Raw genomic sequence first — 14,763 nt, 5'->3', positions numbered from 1 at the left:
TCATCCGTTTTTTATTTTAAATGTGTCATAAATATTTTCTATGCAATCATCCGTTATAAAAATGTTAGCGATTATGTAAAAAACTAATTATGACGTATCTTTGCAAATTAATTAGACTAAATACAAATCACTATGATAAAGGTATCTGATTCTGCAAGCAAGAAAATCGTCAATATGATGGAAGAGGACGGCTTTGATGCTGCCAAAGATTACGTTCGTGTGGGCGTAAAAAGCGGTGGATGTTCTGGCTTGTCATACGAATTGAAATTTGATAAGGAACTAGGAGAAAACGATAAGGTTTTTGAAGATAATAATGTAAAGATAGCAGTTGAAAAAAAATCATTCTTATATCTGGCGGGAACAATCTTGGAATTTTCAGGAGGATTGAATGGTAAAGGATTTGTTTTCAATAATCCAAACGCAAGCAGGACTTGTGGTTGTGGGGAGTCATTTTCTCTATAATATACAGAATTTAATATTTGAACTATTAAGCCTTAATTTTCTTAATACCTTAATGGTTTTAAAAAAAATAAAATGTCAAAATACACAGAAGACGATTTAAAAATCGAGCTCGAAAATAAAGAGTACGAATACGGATTTTACACTGATATCGAATCGGAGACGTTTCCTATTGGTTTAAACGAAGACATTGTTCGTGCGATTTCTTTGAAAAAAGAAGAACCACAATGGATGACTGACTGGAGAATCGAAGCCTTCCGAGCGTGGAAGGAAATGATTGAGCCAGAATGGGCAAATGTTCATTATACAAAACCTGATTTCCAAGCGATTGCTTATTATTCAGCTCCAAAATCGGTTGATCCAAACAAGACACTTGATGATGTTGATCCAGAGCTCTTGGCAATGTACAAAAAACTGGGAATCTCAATCGACGAGCAGAAAATGATGAACAATGTCGCAATGGATATTGTGGTCGATTCAGTTTCTGTAGCAACGACTTTCAAGAAGACTTTGGCTGAAAAAGGAATCATCTTTTGTCCAATTTCAGAAGCAATCAAGGAACATCCAGAATTGGTGAAGAAATATTTGGGAACTGTTGTGCCTCAGAAAGACAATTTCTATGCTGCATTGAATTCAGCTGTTTTCTCTGATGGAAGTTTCTGTTACATTCCAAAAGGCGTTCGTTGCCCGATGGAACTTTCAACTTATTTCCGAATCAACCAAGCAGGAACTGGCCAATTCGAAAGAACGCTTGTTATTGCCGATGAAGGAAGTTATGTTTCATATTTGGAAGGTTGTACGGCGCCATCCCGCGATGAAAACCAATTGCACGCTGCAGTTGTAGAATTGATTGCTTTGGATGATGCCGAAATCAAATATTCAACGGTTCAAAACTGGTTTCCAGGAAATAAAGAAGGAAAAGGCGGGGTTTATAACTTTGTGACAAAGAGAGGTTTGTGTGAGAAAAACGCGAAAATTTCTTGGACACAAGTAGAAACGGGTTCTGCCGTAACGTGGAAATATCCATCTTGTATTTTAAAAGGTGATAATTCAGTTGGTGAATTTTATTCGATTGCCGTAACCAATAATTTCCAGCAAGCCGATACAGGAACCAAGATGATTCACTTAGGAAAAAACACAAAATCAACGATTATATCAAAAGGAATTTCTGCCGGAAAATCGCAAAACAGCTATCGTGGATTGGTGCAAATCAGTTCAAGAGCTGACAATGCGAGAAACTTTTCTCAGTGTGATTCGCTTTTGATGGGAAATAATTGTGGCGCTCATACTTTTCCATACATCGAATCAAAAAATCCTTCAGCAAAAATAGAACACGAAGCGACGACAAGTAAAATCGGCGAAGACCAGGTTTTCTATTGCAACCAAAGAGGAATTCCAACTGAAAAAGCGATTGCATTGATTGTAAATGGTTTCAGTAAAGAGGTTTTGAACAAGCTTCCGATGGAATTTGCAGTTGAAGCTCAAAAGTTGTTGGAGATTTCTTTGGAAGGCAGTGTGGGATAAATAATTAAAATTAATTACTATGGTTTTAATCTTAAAAAAAGGAACAAATAAATCGGTAATTCAAGAATTTTTGAAAACTAAATCAAATAAAAAAGGATTTGATGCTGGAGCTTTTTTAGGAAAAATAAAATTAAAAAAAGACCCATTAGTTATTCAGAAACAGATGCGCGATGAGTGGGAATAGTTTATTTGTTGATACCAATATTATTCTTTATTTGCTTAATGGCGATGAAGATGTTAAACAGTATCTGCAAGGAAATGACATTTATATTTCCATTATTTCTGAAATGGAATTATTGAGTTTTCCTGAAATTTCAGAAAATGAATTAAAGGAAATTGTCAAACTTTTGAAACAAGTTAAAATTATTGATATTAATTATGCTGTAAAGCAGAACGCAATAAATTTTAGACGCAAGTATAAAATTAAATTACCAGATAGCATTGTTTTGGCAACTGCAAAATATTTAGAATTACCAATATTAACTGCAGACAAACAACTTTCAAAAGTTGAAGAAGAAATTGATGTAATTATTTATAAACCTTAAAAAATTATGGACATAATTTTAAAAAACGTAAAGAAAAAAGATTTGCCGGTTTTAAAAGCCTTGGCGAAGTCTTTGGGTTTTGAAATTGAAAAACAATATAATCCAGAATTTGTAAAAGAAATTTTAGAGGCTGAACAAAGCATCAAAGATGGAAAAGGAGTTAGAATGACAATGGAAGAAATCGATGCTCTGTGGAAATAATTTTAGTTAATAAACAATAGAAATTTTAAATATACTGTCTTTAAAAAGGACATTACGAATAAACAAACAAAAATGTTATCAATAAAAAATTTACACGCTGGAATTGAAGATAAAGACATCCTAAAAGGAATCAATCTTGAAGTAAAAGCGGGCGAAGTTCACGCAATTATGGGACCAAACGGTTCTGGAAAAAGTACACTTTCTGCTGTTATTGCAGGAAACGAACATTATGAAGTTACAGATGGTTCTGTTGAATTGGATGGCGAAGATTTAGCTGATTTGGCTCCGGAAGAAAGAGCACATAAAGGCGTTTTTCTTTCGTTTCAATATCCGGTTGAAATTCCTGGAGTTTCGGTAACGAACTTCATGAAAACCGCGATTAACGAAGGAAGAAAAGCAAAAGGTCAGGAAGAAATGCCGGCCAACGAAATGCTGAAATTAATTCGTGAGAAATCTGAATTATTGGAAATCGACCGTAAATTCTTGTCCCGTTCGTTAAATGAAGGTTTTTCGGGAGGAGAGAAAAAGAGAAACGAAATTTTCCAAATGGCGATGCTAGAACCAAAATTGGCAATCTTAGATGAAACCGATTCAGGTTTGGATATTGATGCATTGAGAATCGTGGCAAACGGTGTGAATAAATTGAAAAGCGAAAACAACGCTATCATTGTAATCACGCACTACCAAAGACTTTTGGATTATATCGTTCCTGATTTTGTTCACGTTTTATATAATGGAAAAATCGTAAAATCAGGCGGAAAAGAATTAGCTTACGAACTGGAAGAAAAAGGTTACGACTGGATTAAAGCCGAAAATTAATATTTTGAAACATTAAGGAATTAAGTTTCATTAAGCTTAATTTTTCTTAATCTCTTAATGTTTGAATTTAAAATTGGACCAAAAGGTTACTGGTTTGAATCCAGTCGAGGTCACAAAAATTATGTTAAAAGAAAAATTAATATCATCTTTTATGGCTTTTGAAGAGCAAGTGGATGTTCATTCAGACTTGCACGATGTTCGTACAGAAGCATTTAAGAATTTTGAAGAAAAAGGCTTTCCGACAAAAAAGGACGAGGCTTGGAAATATACTTCGCTGAATGCCATCTTGAAAAATGATTTCAGCGTATTCCCAAAAAACGAAAATACGGTTCAATATTCGGATGTAAAAAAATATTATTTACATGAAATTGATACGTACAAAGTGGTTTTTGTAGACGGCGTTTTCAGTTCGTTTTTGTCTTCTACGACGCACGACGGTTTGGATGTTTGCTTGATGTCATCGGCGTTGACAAAGCCAAAATACAAAATGGTGATTGATGAATACTTCAATAAAATTGCCAATAAGGATGAAAGTCTGACTTCCTTAAATACCGCTTTCGCGTATGAAGGAGCTTACATCAACATCCCAAGAAATAAGGTAGCCGACAAGCCAATCGAAATTATCAACTTCTCAACTGGAAGCGAAAGTGCCCTTTTGGTGCAACCAAGAAACTTGATTATCGTTGGAGAAAATGCCCACGTTCAAATCATCGAAAGACATCAATCGTTGAATGAAAACCCGGTTCTAACGAATTCTGTTACGGAGATTTTTGCCCAAAAAAGAGCGATTGTAGATTATTACAAAATCCAAAATGACAATCTGGAAGCTTCGTTGATTGACAATACTTACATCGCCCAAAAAGATCAAAGCCATGCTTCAGTACATACTTTTTCTTTCGGAGGAAACTTGACCAGAAACAATCTAAACTTTTACCACCAAGGCGAACATATTGATTCTACATTAAAAGGAATCACGATTATTGAAGGAAAACAGCACGTTGACCATTATACTTTGGTGCAACATGCGACGCCAAATTGTGAAAGCCACCAGAATTACAAAACGATTTTGGACGACAAGTCAACAGGAGTTTTCAACGGTAAGATTTACGTAGAAAAAGAAGCCCAAAAAACCAATGCTTTCCAGCAAAACAATAATATTTTGTTAAGCGACAAAGCTTCGGTAAATGCAAAACCACAATTGGAAATCTTTGCTGATGATGTAAAATGTTCTCACGGTTGCACGATTGGGCAATTGGATGAAAAAGCGATGTTTTATATGCAATCACGTGGAATTCCTGAAAAGGAAGCCAAAGCATTGCTGATGTATGCCTTTACAAACGAAGTCATCGAAAGCATCAAAATCCCAGTCCTGAAGGCGAGAATCACCAAAATCATCGCCATGAAATTAGGAGTTAATATTGGATTTGATTTATAAAAATTAAAAGTTGTCGGAAGGCAACTTTTTTTATTTAAAGCGGTTTCGGATACTAAAATCCTTATATTTGATAGTATCGCTTTAAATAAAATATTATGGACAAAACCAATAGAAACGTTCAAAAGCTTTTGGATAGGGAACTGTTGAGTAAGGAGCAGGAAGTAGGCATCCGGAATTATTTTTCACAAGGCATCTTTTCACTTCGTAATGAGTTGCTATTCCTGATGTATTTATCGGTTTTGCTGTTTACTTCGGGTGTCGGAATATTGATTTATAAAAACATCGATACCATCGGGCATTCCATTATTTTATTGGTGATGTTGGCTTTGACCATAGTTTGCTTTTACTTCAGTTTCAAAGAATCGAAAGGTTTTTCCAAAGAAGACATTGATTTTGAAAATCCTGTTTACAACTATCTCGTGCTTTTGGCGGTTATTTTGAGTTGTAGTTTCATGGGGTACATCCAATTTCAATATGCGATTTTTGGAAATTACTTCGAGATCTCCATTTATATTTCTGCTTTTATCGCTTTGGCATCGGCTTATTATTTCAACAATAAAAGCGCATTGTCCATCGGAATCACGGCTTTGGTCACTTCTCTCGGAATTTCTTTAACGCCAAGAACGCTCATCAATAATGATGTGTATTGGAACGAAAACTTGTCGTATTACGGATTGCTTTTGGGTTTAATCATTGTACTTTGGTCGGTTCATTCTAAAAATATCAGCCTCAAAAAACACTTCGATTTGGTATTGCTCACTTTTGCCTTGCATCTAATCAGCATCTGTTGTATTGCAGGTTTGATGAACGACATTTGGGTGCTATTTTTATTTCTCATGGCAGGGACATGCTATTTTTTCTATAAAAAGAGTTTCGAAATCGAAGCCATTTCGATTTATATTTTTACACTACTATACGGCTTTATCGGCTTTAATATTGTGATAGTGAGGCTTCTTGAGCATACTGATTTTGAAGATTTCTGGGAACTTTTTATCGTCATCCTTCCTGTTTACTTTATCAGTTCAATTGTATTGTTTATAAAAGCGATTAAAAATTTCAACAAAAAAACCAATGATAGCCTACAATAAGACACTTTTAGAAAATACTTTTTTAGTGGAAGAAGCCATCGATTTAAAGAAATCGGGTTTTATCCAGAGCGAAAATTTAAATGCCATTAAGCAACAACTCACCACTTTAAAAACGAGTCGAAACATTTTCGTCCGAGCGGGTTCTTTCCTTTTAGGTGCGCTTTTGTACCTTTCAATAATCGGATTACTTTTTTTAATCATCTTTAATCTGAATTCAGATTTCAAGATGGCTGGATTCATAATTTCATTTATAGGATTAGGAATATTGGAGCTACTTTGCAGTCAAAATTTCTTCCGACACGGTTTAGATGACGCTTTCATTATCGGTGCACAATTGAGTTTTTATTCCGCCATTGTGGTCGATTCCAATTCTCCGATTGGCGGTTTTGTCGCAATGATAATTATTGGTTTAGTGTTTGCTATTCGATATGTAAATACCTTGTCGTTTCTGGTTTTTTTAACGGGAATCGTTTTCCTTGTAAGTTATATGCTGATTGAACACACAGAAGTTTCTGCAATTTTGCCTTTTGTTTTGCTAGCGATAGCGATTGGATTTTATTATACCCACCAAAAATTCAAGGACCATCCGAAGCTCTATTTCTATAGTGATATCTGGGAGTGGTTTTTTATTTATACCCTTTTCTTGGGCTACCTGTCAGTGAATTATTTTGTAGTGAGAACCCTTTCCGAAGAACTATTATCGGCCGATTATACCAACTCAGATGTGCCTTTCGGTTGGCTGTTTTACATCTTGATGTTTGCCGTTCCGCTAGTTTATATTTTCTATTCGCTTAAAACTAAAAACCGAACCATGCTCTACATCGGCGGATTGACATTTGCACTTTCGATTCTAACGTTCCGATACTACCATAGCGTTTTGCCAGCAGAATGGGCATTGCTACTTGCCGGATTAGGAATTTTTGCCTTCGTTTATTTCGTCATCCAAAAGATAAAAACCAACGAAACGGGAATCACTTTTAAACACGACCACACGAACGACACGGCAATGCTCAACAACATTGAAGCTTTAATAGTAAATTCTCAAGACATCAAACACGCCGAAGAAGTCGAGCAATCCAAGATGCCTTTTGGCGGGGGAGGTTTTAGTGGCGGTGGAGCAGGAGGGAGTTTTTAAAATTAGGAGCGAATCGCTAGGCATTTTCAGAATCCATATTCCCGCTTTCTTTCCAAATCTTTTTGTTTTTAAAGAAAAAAACAAAAAGGATTTTCCCTTCAATCGGGGCTATTTGATAGACTTTTGGGCTTCTTGGAAACTCCCCAAAATTCCTTTCAACAATCCATTAAAATCATAAGCCTCGTCGTCCGTCAAGCCAAAACGAACAATCACCAAATCCATCGAAGGAACGATGAATATCTTCTGACCTTGAAAACCACTTGCATAATATAGGTCTTTTGGAGCATCAGGATATTTTCCACCAGCATTCAACCAAAAATGTCCGCCATATCGTCCATTAGAAGTATTGGTTGGAGTTGCCACATACTTCGACCAACTTTCCTCAAAAAGCTGTTCGCCGTTCCAGTTTCCGTTTCTTAAATAGAGCAATCCGAATTTCGCCCAATCTCGTGTCGTAGCCCAAGCATAAGATGAACCAACATAATTTCCAACCATATCCGTTTCCACCAGCATCGAATGCATTCCGATTTTATCAATCAAAGCCGAATACCAGAAATCCAAATATTCCTGATGTGTTTTAAACTGATTTCTCAAAATGTGGGACAACAAATTGGAGGTTCCGGAAGAATAATTCCAACTTTGATTTGGCGTTCCAATTGAAGGTTTTTCGAGTTGTACTTTTGCCATATCTTCTGCTTCAAAAAGCATTTTGGTAGCATCGCAAATCTTATCGTATTTCTCTTCCCATTCCAAACCCGAATTCATATGAATCAAATCGTTTATAGTGATTTTCGCACGTTCATCATTTTTCCATTCAGCAATTGGAGCCGGATTATTAATATTGAGCTTTCCTTGTTTTTGCAGGATGCCGAAATAAGTCGCCGTCAAACTCTTTGTCATCGACCAACCTAAAATCCTTGAATTTTTATCAAAACCAGTATCGTATTTTTCAGCAACCAATTTATCCTTATGCAAGATTACAATCGAGCGCGTTCGTTTGTTTTTCTCTCCTTTTTTATCAAAAGCATCAGTTAAAGCCTTTTCTAATTTCGTATAATCAATGTTAGAAAAAATCGTGTCTTTCGGTTCGTTGTTTCCGTAAGGATAAGGCAAATTGTTCTCGGTTTTAGTTCTTTTCGGAACCAAATAGGGTTTAGAAACATCAAAATCATCATTGATCAACGTCACACCTAAACCTTCACGATAAATCGCTTTTCGTTCCTTCAATCCGTAAACTGAGGAGGTGGCGTATTTTTGCTGATTGTTGATTTTGTTCTTTGCCAAGTCAATCAAATCCATATCGTTGTCTCCCAATTCAATCATTTCCTGGGAACGGTGGTCTATAAAAAATCCCGATGCGATACTTTTGGCAGAGAAACCCGAAATCAAATCAAGTTTTGGATAAGTGGTAAATCCGAAGTAAATAAGCAGTAAGACGATGGAGATTCCTAAAAACTTGAAGAATTTTTTCATTTGAAGCGATACTATTGCGTTTGCGTAAATATAAAAAACAAACCCATTATTAACAAGTGATTAGTAAAAAACCACTTCGTTTTTACTACTTTTGTATTTAGATTTTTTCTAAATAAATTATGTTAGATATTCAAAAAATTCGTGCCGATTTTCCCATACTTTCTCAGAAGGTGAACGGTAAACCATTGGTTTATTTTGATAACGGTGCGACTTCCCAAAAGCCACAAATTGTATTGGATGCCATCACAAAATATTACAGTGAAATCAATGCAAATATCCATCGTGGCGTTCATACGTTAAGTCAATTGGCGACAGATGCTTACGAATCTTCCAGAAAAAAAATACAGTCGCACATCAATGCAAAATTTGCCCACGAAGTTTTGTTTACTTCAGGAACAACCCACGGAATTAATCTGGTGGCCAACGGATTTGCTTCGATTTTAAAACCCGGCGATGAGGTTTTGGTTTCGGCTTTGGAGCATCATAGTAATATCGTGCCATGGCAGATGCTTTGTGAAAAAACCGGAGCGATTCTGAAGGTAATTCCAATGGATGAAAACGGAGCATTGATCATGTCAGAATTCGATAAATTGCTTTCGGATAAAACCAAAATTGTTACCGTAAATCATATTTCGAATGCTTTGGGTGTTATCAATCCGATAAAATATATGATTGATAAAGCCCACGAAGTTGGTTCGGCAATTTTGATTGATGGAGCTCAAGCAACACCACATTTGAAGCCGGATGTACAAGTATTGGATTGTGATTTTTATGTTTTTTCAGGACATAAAATCTGTGGCCCGACAGGAACTGGAATTTTATACGGAAAAGAAGAATGGCTCAACAAATTACCGCCTTATCAAGGTGGTGGCGAAATGATTAAGGAAGTGACGTTCGAAAAAACAACCTATGCCGATTTGCCCCATAAATTTGAAGCTGGAACGCCTAATATCGCTGGCGGAATTGTGCTTGGTGTAGCAATTGATTATTTGAATGAAATTGGTTTCGAAAACATTCAACAACAAGAAAAAGAGTTACTAGGATACGGAACGAAACGATTATTGGAGATTGAAGGATTGAAGATTTATGGTACATCCGAAAAAACTTCCGTAATTTCGTTTAACATAGATGGCATTCATCCGTATGATATCGGAACTATAATCGACAAACAAGGAATTGCCGTTAGAACCGGACATCATTGTGCTCAGCCAATTATGAATTTCTTTTGCATTCCGGGAACTGTCAGGGCTTCGTTTTCGTTTTACAATACAAAAGAAGAAATTGATTTGATGGTGGAAGCGGTGAAAAAAGCCCAAAGAATGTTGTCTTAAAAGAATAAACTATGAAATGAGCAGGACTTAAAGTTGGTCATAAACAATAATGATCATATGCGAATTACATGTGACCGATAAAAACAATAAATATATACACATGAAACTATTTACAATGATTTTTCTAACACTTTTTCTAGCAAAAGGTTGTGACAGGCAGTTGAGCGACGAAATGAAAAAGGCAACGATAGAATATCAGGCTACGTCAAGAGGATTTTATTTGAACATCAACATCCAGGATGAAAAGCTGACGATGACCAGAAAACGCGACGGCGAAACCAAAGAATATAAGTTGACGAATCAGGATTGGAAAGAGTTGGCTAATCTTTATAAAACAGTAGATTTGGATAAACTTTCAGAATATAAAGATCCGACCCAAAAGCGTTTTTATGATGGAGCAGCAATTGCCAATCTAAGAGTGGTTTATGAAGGAAAAACATATGAGACAAAAGGTTTTGACCATGGAAATCCGCCAGTAGAAATTGCGGAATTTGTAAATAAGATAGTTTCATTTTCAGATAATTAAGATGACAATAAAAGAAGTACAGGACGAGATAGTAGACGAATTTTCAATGTTTGATGATTGGGAAGAGCGTTTTCAATATGTAATCGATTTAGGGAAAAGTCTTCCGTTAATTGAAGAAAAATACAAGGTTGAAGAAAATACCATCAAAGGATGTCAGTCGAAAGTTTGGCTTCACGGAGAAGTGATTAATGATAAGATTGTTTTCACTGCCGATAGCGATGCAATCATTACAAAAGGAATTATTGCCGTTCTAATCCGTGCTTTTTCAAACCAGAAAGCTTCGGATATATTGGAAGCCGACACCAAATTTATAGATGAAATCGGTTTGAAGGAACAATTATCACCAACACGTGCCAATGGTTTGGTTTCGATGATCAAGCAGATTAAAATGTATGCATTGGCATTTAATTCACAAGAATAATAAATTAACCATATAAGGCATTTAAGGAATTTAAAACCTATATGGTAAAAGAATAAAATTATGGAACAAGAAATAGACACCAACTTACTAGGAGAACAAATCGTAAAAAAATTAAAAACCATTTACGATCCTGAAATTCCAGTAGACATATATGAGTTAGGATTGATTTACGATGTAATGGTCAACACCGATTATGAAGTAAAAATCCTAATGACCTTGACTTCGCCAAACTGTCCTGTTGCAGAAAGCCTTCCAAAAGAAGTAGAAGAAAAAGTGTTGGGAATCGAAAATGTAAAAGCGGCTGAAGTAGAAATCACTTTCGATCCGCCTTGGAGCAAGGATTTGATGAGTGAAGAAGCAAAACTTGAATTGGGGATGCTATAATTAGTATTTGAAAATGGAAGAAGAAATTATAAACAGGGTTGCCAATTCTGCACTCGAGGTTTTTGATTTAGAGGATTATTATCCAGCCGTAACGCGTTCTCAAATTGATATTTCGCAATGGCTTTTGGAAGGATTTCTTTTAAAGGAGAAAGACTTCCGTGAGCATTTGAAGAATCACGATTGGCAACAATATCAGGATCATTATGTGGCTGTTTTTTGCAGTACAGATGCAATTGTTCCCGCTTGGGCTTCGATTTTAGTTACATTACATCTGGCTCCTTTTGCCAGAAAAGTAATTGATGGTACTATTGAAGATTTGGATGCTGTTTTATACGAGGAATTATTACCACATATTGATTATTCTGTTTACGAGAACAAGCCTGTAATCATCAAAGGCTGTTCTAAAAAGCCCGTTCCGATGAGGGCCTATATTTTGGCGGCACAAAAGCTACAGCCTTTTGCCAAAAGTATCATGTATGGCGAAGCTTGTTCGGCTGTTCCGCTGTTCAAGGCATCTAAAAAATAAGCAGCTGGTACAATATTTGCGACAGGATTTTCAACCAAAATTAGTATCTTTATCTACCAACCTAAAAATTCACTTATGAAAAAACTTGCATTATACCTACTAACGCTAAGTTTCACAGCAGTAAACGCTCAGGAAGCTGAAACCAAAACCGATACCGTAAGTCCTTGGAAATCTAAAGGAAATGCATCGCTTTTGCTTAACCAATCTAATTTCAGCAATTGGGCTGCCGGTGGAGAAAATAACCTTTCGGGAAACATTGGGATTAACTATGATTTGAATTATAAAAAGGACGATTGGACTTGGGACAACAAGTTGATGGCTTCCTACGGTTTGGTGAAAACAAACAATTCTCCATTCGAGAAAAAGACGGATGACCGTTTGGAATTCAACTCCATCTTGGGGAAAAAAGCATCAGGGCAGTGGTCGTATTCAGCATTCTTGAATTTCAGGACACAATTTACAAAAGGATATATTTACGGAAAAGATGAGAATGGAGCAGAAACAAGAACGGAAAACACAGGTTTTCTTTCTCCAGGTTATCTAACTTTTGGTCCAGGTATGTTGTGGACAAAAGACCAAAATTTGAAAATAAATCTGGCTCCGGCCACTTCAAAATTAACTTTTGTAGATAATTACTATACCTCACTTCCGGGTTATGTGGATGGAAGTTATTTTGGTGTAGATGCCAACAAAAGTATGCGATATGAACTAGGTTTTTACGCTTCCGCTTATTATAAATTGGATATCATGGCCAATGTAACGGCAGAAAATATCTTGAACCTTTACAGTAATTATCTAGAAGATCCTCAAAATGTAGATATGGATTATACATTGAATATCGTAATGAAAATCAACCGTTACCTATCGACTAACTTTGCATTTCAAGCGATTTATGATGATAATGCCTTTAGAGGATTTCAAACGAGACAGGTGTTTGGCTTAGGGATCAATTATGGATTTTAATAGGCATTCTTAAAAAAGAAAAACCACAAAACTCAATTGAATTTTGTGGTTTTTTTTATTGTGATAATTTCTGTCTTAATTTAGATTCATCTCTGGAATATCGCCTTCAATAATCAAATCGGCTTCCGTTGAAGCGATGATGTGTTCTACTGAAACGCCCGGAGCTCTTTCTAAAAGTTTAAATCCTTTTGGTGTGATTTCTAAAACAGCCAATTCGGTTACTACTTTTTTCACGCATCCAACTCCTGTTAAAGGCAACGTACATCTTTTTAGGATTTTAGATTCTCCAGCCTTGTTGACGTGCATCATGGCTACGATGATGTTTTCGGCGGAAGCCACCAAATCCATTGCACCACCCATACCTTTTACCATTTTTCCTGGGATTTTCCAGTTGGCGATATCACCGTTTTCAGCAACTTCCATTGCGCCAAGAATAGTCAAATCTACTTTTTGGCTGCGGATCATTCCGAAACTGAAAGCAGAATCAAAAAAACTGGCTCCAGGAAGCGTTGTAATGGTTTGTTTTCCTGCGTTGATTACATCGGCATCTTCTTCCCCCTCAAACGGAAATGGGCCCATTCCTAGGACTCCATTTTCGCTCTGAAATTCAACTGAAATATCTTCACGGACATAATTGGCAACCAAGGTCGGAATTCCGATTCCAAGGTTTACATAATATTTATCCTTTACTTCTTTCGCAATTCGTTTTGCGATGTCGTTTTTATCTAACATAATTTGATTATTTGAAAAATTTGATGATTTGAAAATTATAGCTTCTTACTCGAAGAGATTATTTTGGAAATTATCAAATTTATAGAATGTAGTTCTTTTAATATTTCTTCTTTCGGATTTGGATAGTGTTCGGATTTTGTACAAAGTTCAAGCCAATAAGTAACTTCATCTGCTTCTTTCGCGGCAATTTTAAATTTATGAATAAAATCTGCTTTACTTTCAGCATTTTGAGCTTCTCTAATATTCGCTCCGACAGATGTACCACTTCTAAAAATTTGTGAAGCCATCTCAAATCTATTCATTTGCCTTATTTCTTCTGAATATGAAATAATTTTCAATGCAAATTCAAAAGTCAACCTTACAATTAAATTATCTTTATCGTTTCGCATTTTCAAATTTTTTCATTTTCAAATTTTCAAATTTATCGTTGTCTAACAGTACGTTGCTCAATTCGTTTTTCAAATCTTTCTCCTTGGAAGATGCGCTGTACCATAATTCCTGGAATATGAATTTGATTGGGATCAAGTGATCCTACTGGAACCAATTCTTCTACTTCGGCAATGGTGATTTTTGCGGCACCGGCCATGCAAGCATTGAAGTTTCTGGCTGTTCCTTTGAAGATAAGATTTCCGGCTTCGTCGCCTTTCCATGCTTTTACGATGGAGAAATCAGCTTTGTAGGCTTCTTCCAAAATGTGCATTTTCCCGTTGTATTCGCGTGCTTCTTTTCCTTCGGCAACTTCTGTTCCGTAACCTGCAGGCGTGAAGAAAGCTGGAATTCCGGCTTGTGCGGCACGGCATTTTTCGGCTAAAGTTCCTTGTGGTGTCAACTCAACGTCCAATTCTCCTGAAAGCATCTGGCGTTCGAACTCTGCATTTTCTCCTACATAGGAAGAAATCATTTTCTTGATTTGTTTTTTCTGCAACAGCAATCCCAAACCGAAATCGTCTACACCAGCATTGTTGGAGATACAAGTCAAATCGGTGATGTTCTTTTTTACGAGTTCGGCGATGCTGTTTTCTGGAATCCCGGATAGCCCGAAACCTCCAAGCATTATTGTCATTGAATCTTCAATTCCTTGAAGTGCCTCCTGGACGTTGTTTACTTTTTTGTTGATCATAGTAGTTTGTTGGTTTTATAGCAAAATCTTCAATATGGCTCAAAAGCCCTAGCCCCGATAGCAGTGGAAATCCTTTTATTT

The 14,763-nt window shown here is 36.2% G+C and carries 19 protein-coding genes; 15 read left to right on the top strand and 4 right to left on the bottom strand.

The genetic code is table 11. From position 1 onward, the window contains the following. The first annotated feature begins 132 nt into the window (after positions 1 to 132). From ACI6PS_RS04055 to ACI6PS_RS04015, 9 genes are all read left to right on the top strand, one after another. A complete protein-coding gene (locus ACI6PS_RS04055) occupies positions 133 to 462 on the top strand; it encodes a HesB/IscA family protein (protein ID WP_421011271.1) in 330 nt (109 codons plus the stop codon). A gap of 72 nt (positions 463 to 534) precedes the next feature. After that, on the top strand, positions 535 to 1,983 hold the full coding sequence (sufB, locus tag ACI6PS_RS04050) for a Fe-S cluster assembly protein SufB (protein WP_421011270.1): 1,449 nt from the start codon (positions 535 to 537) through the stop codon (positions 1,981 to 1,983). Between the two features lie 19 nt (positions 1,984 to 2,002). After that, the gene (locus ACI6PS_RS04045; RefSeq protein WP_421011269.1) at positions 2,003 to 2,167 is read left to right on the top strand and encodes a hypothetical protein; all 165 of its coding nucleotides are present in this window, start codon (positions 2,003 to 2,005) and stop codon (positions 2,165 to 2,167) included. Further along, positions 2,154 to 2,528, top strand: a complete 375-nt coding sequence (locus tag ACI6PS_RS04040) for a type II toxin-antitoxin system VapC family toxin (protein ID WP_421011268.1) — start codon at positions 2,154 to 2,156, stop codon at positions 2,526 to 2,528. The genes ACI6PS_RS04045 and ACI6PS_RS04040 overlap by 14 nt, the downstream gene beginning before the upstream one ends. 6 nt (positions 2,529 to 2,534) lie before the next feature. Further along, entirely contained in the window at positions 2,535 to 2,729 is a 195-nt protein-coding gene (locus tag ACI6PS_RS04035; RefSeq protein ID WP_421011267.1) for a DUF2683 family protein, read from the top strand. 72 nt (positions 2,730 to 2,801) lie between these two features. Next, positions 2,802 to 3,548 (top strand): Fe-S cluster assembly ATPase SufC, encoded by a 747-nt coding sequence (gene sufC, locus ACI6PS_RS04030; protein WP_421011266.1) that lies wholly within the window; start codon positions 2,802 to 2,804, stop codon positions 3,546 to 3,548. 118 nt (positions 3,549 to 3,666) lie between these two features. Then, a complete protein-coding gene (gene sufD, locus ACI6PS_RS04025; protein WP_421011334.1) occupies positions 3,667 to 4,983 on the top strand; it encodes a Fe-S cluster assembly protein SufD in 1,317 nt (438 codons plus the stop codon). Between the two features lie 95 nt (positions 4,984 to 5,078). Then, positions 5,079 to 6,071 carry a DUF2157 domain-containing protein gene (locus tag ACI6PS_RS04020; protein ID WP_421011265.1) on the top strand — a complete coding sequence of 331 codons (993 nt, stop codon included), beginning with the start codon at positions 5,079 to 5,081 and terminating at the stop codon, positions 6,069 to 6,071. Then, positions 6,055 to 7,206: a hypothetical protein gene (locus ACI6PS_RS04015; RefSeq protein ID WP_421011264.1), complete on the top strand. Its 1,152-nt coding sequence runs from the start codon at positions 6,055 to 6,057 to the stop codon at positions 7,204 to 7,206. Before ACI6PS_RS04020 ends, ACI6PS_RS04015 begins: the two co-directional genes overlap by 17 nt. A gap of 108 nt (positions 7,207 to 7,314) precedes the next feature. Here ACI6PS_RS04015 and ACI6PS_RS04010 read toward each other — a convergent pair whose 3' ends face one another. Continuing rightward, the gene (locus ACI6PS_RS04010) at positions 7,315 to 8,679 is read right to left on the bottom strand and encodes a serine hydrolase domain-containing protein (RefSeq protein WP_421011263.1); all 1,365 of its coding nucleotides are present in this window, start codon (positions 8,677 to 8,679) and stop codon (positions 7,315 to 7,317) included. 119 nt (positions 8,680 to 8,798) lie between these two features. On the opposite strand from ACI6PS_RS04010, the gene ACI6PS_RS04005 reads away from it, so the two are divergent. From ACI6PS_RS04005 to ACI6PS_RS03980, 6 genes are all read left to right on the top strand, one after another. Beyond that, positions 8,799 to 10,010 carry an aminotransferase class V-fold PLP-dependent enzyme gene (locus tag ACI6PS_RS04005; RefSeq protein WP_421011262.1) on the top strand — a complete coding sequence of 404 codons (1,212 nt, stop codon included), beginning with the start codon at positions 8,799 to 8,801 and terminating at the stop codon, positions 10,008 to 10,010. 100 nt (positions 10,011 to 10,110) lie between these two features. Next, entirely contained in the window at positions 10,111 to 10,536 is a 426-nt protein-coding gene (locus tag ACI6PS_RS04000; RefSeq protein WP_421011261.1) for a hypothetical protein, read from the top strand. A gap of 1 nt (position 10,537) precedes the next feature. After that, positions 10,538 to 10,957: a SufE family protein gene (locus ACI6PS_RS03995; protein ID WP_421011260.1), complete on the top strand. Its 420-nt coding sequence runs from the start codon at positions 10,538 to 10,540 to the stop codon at positions 10,955 to 10,957. 60 nt (positions 10,958 to 11,017) lie between these two features. Beyond that, positions 11,018 to 11,341: an SUF system Fe-S cluster assembly protein gene (locus ACI6PS_RS03990; protein WP_421011259.1), complete on the top strand. Its 324-nt coding sequence runs from the start codon at positions 11,018 to 11,020 to the stop codon at positions 11,339 to 11,341. 13 nt (positions 11,342 to 11,354) lie between these two features. Further along, a complete protein-coding gene (locus ACI6PS_RS03985) occupies positions 11,355 to 11,867 on the top strand; it encodes a DUF2480 family protein (RefSeq protein ID WP_421011258.1) in 513 nt (170 codons plus the stop codon). Between the two features lie 75 nt (positions 11,868 to 11,942). After that, positions 11,943 to 12,830 carry a DUF3078 domain-containing protein gene (locus ACI6PS_RS03980; protein WP_421011257.1) on the top strand — a complete coding sequence of 296 codons (888 nt, stop codon included), beginning with the start codon at positions 11,943 to 11,945 and terminating at the stop codon, positions 12,828 to 12,830. A gap of 75 nt (positions 12,831 to 12,905) precedes the next feature. Here ACI6PS_RS03980 and ACI6PS_RS03975 read toward each other — a convergent pair whose 3' ends face one another. Genes ACI6PS_RS03975 through ACI6PS_RS03965 form a run of 3 tightly spaced genes read right to left on the bottom strand, consistent with a single transcriptional unit; the run spans position 12,906 to position 14,682 of the window. Beyond that, positions 12,906 to 13,562, bottom strand: coding sequence for a CoA transferase subunit B (locus ACI6PS_RS03975; protein WP_421011256.1), 657 nt, complete (start codon positions 13,560 to 13,562; stop codon positions 12,906 to 12,908). A 35-nt stretch (positions 13,563 to 13,597) separates the two neighbouring features. Beyond that, positions 13,598 to 13,951, bottom strand: coding sequence for a four helix bundle protein (locus ACI6PS_RS03970; RefSeq protein ID WP_421011255.1), 354 nt, complete (start codon positions 13,949 to 13,951; stop codon positions 13,598 to 13,600). A gap of 32 nt (positions 13,952 to 13,983) precedes the next feature. Then, complete coding sequence (locus tag ACI6PS_RS03965) at positions 13,984 to 14,682, bottom strand: CoA transferase subunit A (protein ID WP_421011254.1); 699 nt, start codon at positions 14,680 to 14,682, stop codon at positions 13,984 to 13,986. Positions 14,683 to 14,763: the final 81 nt, after the last annotated feature.

The organism is Flavobacterium sp. PLA-1-15 (genome assembly GCF_049060005.1).
Taxonomy (GTDB): Bacteria; Bacteroidota; Bacteroidia; order Flavobacteriales; family Flavobacteriaceae; genus Flavobacterium.
The sequence above is the reverse complement of the archived record's forward strand: the minus strand, read 5'-3'. Positions and strand labels throughout refer to the sequence as shown.

Coding starts and splice junctions, on each gene's coding strand:
- ACI6PS_RS04055 (WP_421011271.1), top strand. CDS start 133: ATGATAAAGGTATCTGATTCTGCAAGCAAGAAAATCGTCAATATGATG.
- sufB (WP_421011270.1), top strand. CDS start 535: ATGTCAAAATACACAGAAGACGATTTAAAAATCGAGCTCGAAAATAAA.
- ACI6PS_RS04045 (WP_421011269.1), top strand. CDS start 2,003: ATGGTTTTAATCTTAAAAAAAGGAACAAATAAATCGGTAATTCAAGAA.
- ACI6PS_RS04040 (WP_421011268.1), top strand. CDS start 2,154: ATGAGTGGGAATAGTTTATTTGTTGATACCAATATTATTCTTTATTTG.
- ACI6PS_RS04035 (WP_421011267.1), top strand. CDS start 2,535: ATGGACATAATTTTAAAAAACGTAAAGAAAAAAGATTTGCCGGTTTTA.
- sufC (WP_421011266.1), top strand. CDS start 2,802: ATGTTATCAATAAAAAATTTACACGCTGGAATTGAAGATAAAGACATC.
- ACI6PS_RS04020 (WP_421011265.1), top strand. CDS start 5,079: ATGGACAAAACCAATAGAAACGTTCAAAAGCTTTTGGATAGGGAACTG.
- ACI6PS_RS04015 (WP_421011264.1), top strand. CDS start 6,055: ATGATAGCCTACAATAAGACACTTTTAGAAAATACTTTTTTAGTGGAA.
- ACI6PS_RS04010 (WP_421011263.1), bottom strand. CDS start 8,679: ATGAAAAAATTCTTCAAGTTTTTAGGAATCTCCATCGTCTTACTGCTT.
- ACI6PS_RS04005 (WP_421011262.1), top strand. CDS start 8,799: ATGTTAGATATTCAAAAAATTCGTGCCGATTTTCCCATACTTTCTCAG.
- ACI6PS_RS04000 (WP_421011261.1), top strand. CDS start 10,111: ATGAAACTATTTACAATGATTTTTCTAACACTTTTTCTAGCAAAAGGT.
- ACI6PS_RS03995 (WP_421011260.1), top strand. CDS start 10,538: ATGACAATAAAAGAAGTACAGGACGAGATAGTAGACGAATTTTCAATG.
- ACI6PS_RS03990 (WP_421011259.1), top strand. CDS start 11,018: ATGGAACAAGAAATAGACACCAACTTACTAGGAGAACAAATCGTAAAA.
- ACI6PS_RS03985 (WP_421011258.1), top strand. CDS start 11,355: ATGGAAGAAGAAATTATAAACAGGGTTGCCAATTCTGCACTCGAGGTT.
- ACI6PS_RS03980 (WP_421011257.1), top strand. CDS start 11,943: ATGAAAAAACTTGCATTATACCTACTAACGCTAAGTTTCACAGCAGTA.
- ACI6PS_RS03975 (WP_421011256.1), bottom strand. CDS start 13,562: ATGTTAGATAAAAACGACATCGCAAAACGAATTGCGAAAGAAGTAAAG.
- ACI6PS_RS03970 (WP_421011255.1), bottom strand. CDS start 13,951: ATGCGAAACGATAAAGATAATTTAATTGTAAGGTTGACTTTTGAATTT.
- ACI6PS_RS03965 (WP_421011254.1), bottom strand. CDS start 14,682: ATGATCAACAAAAAAGTAAACAACGTCCAGGAGGCACTTCAAGGAATT.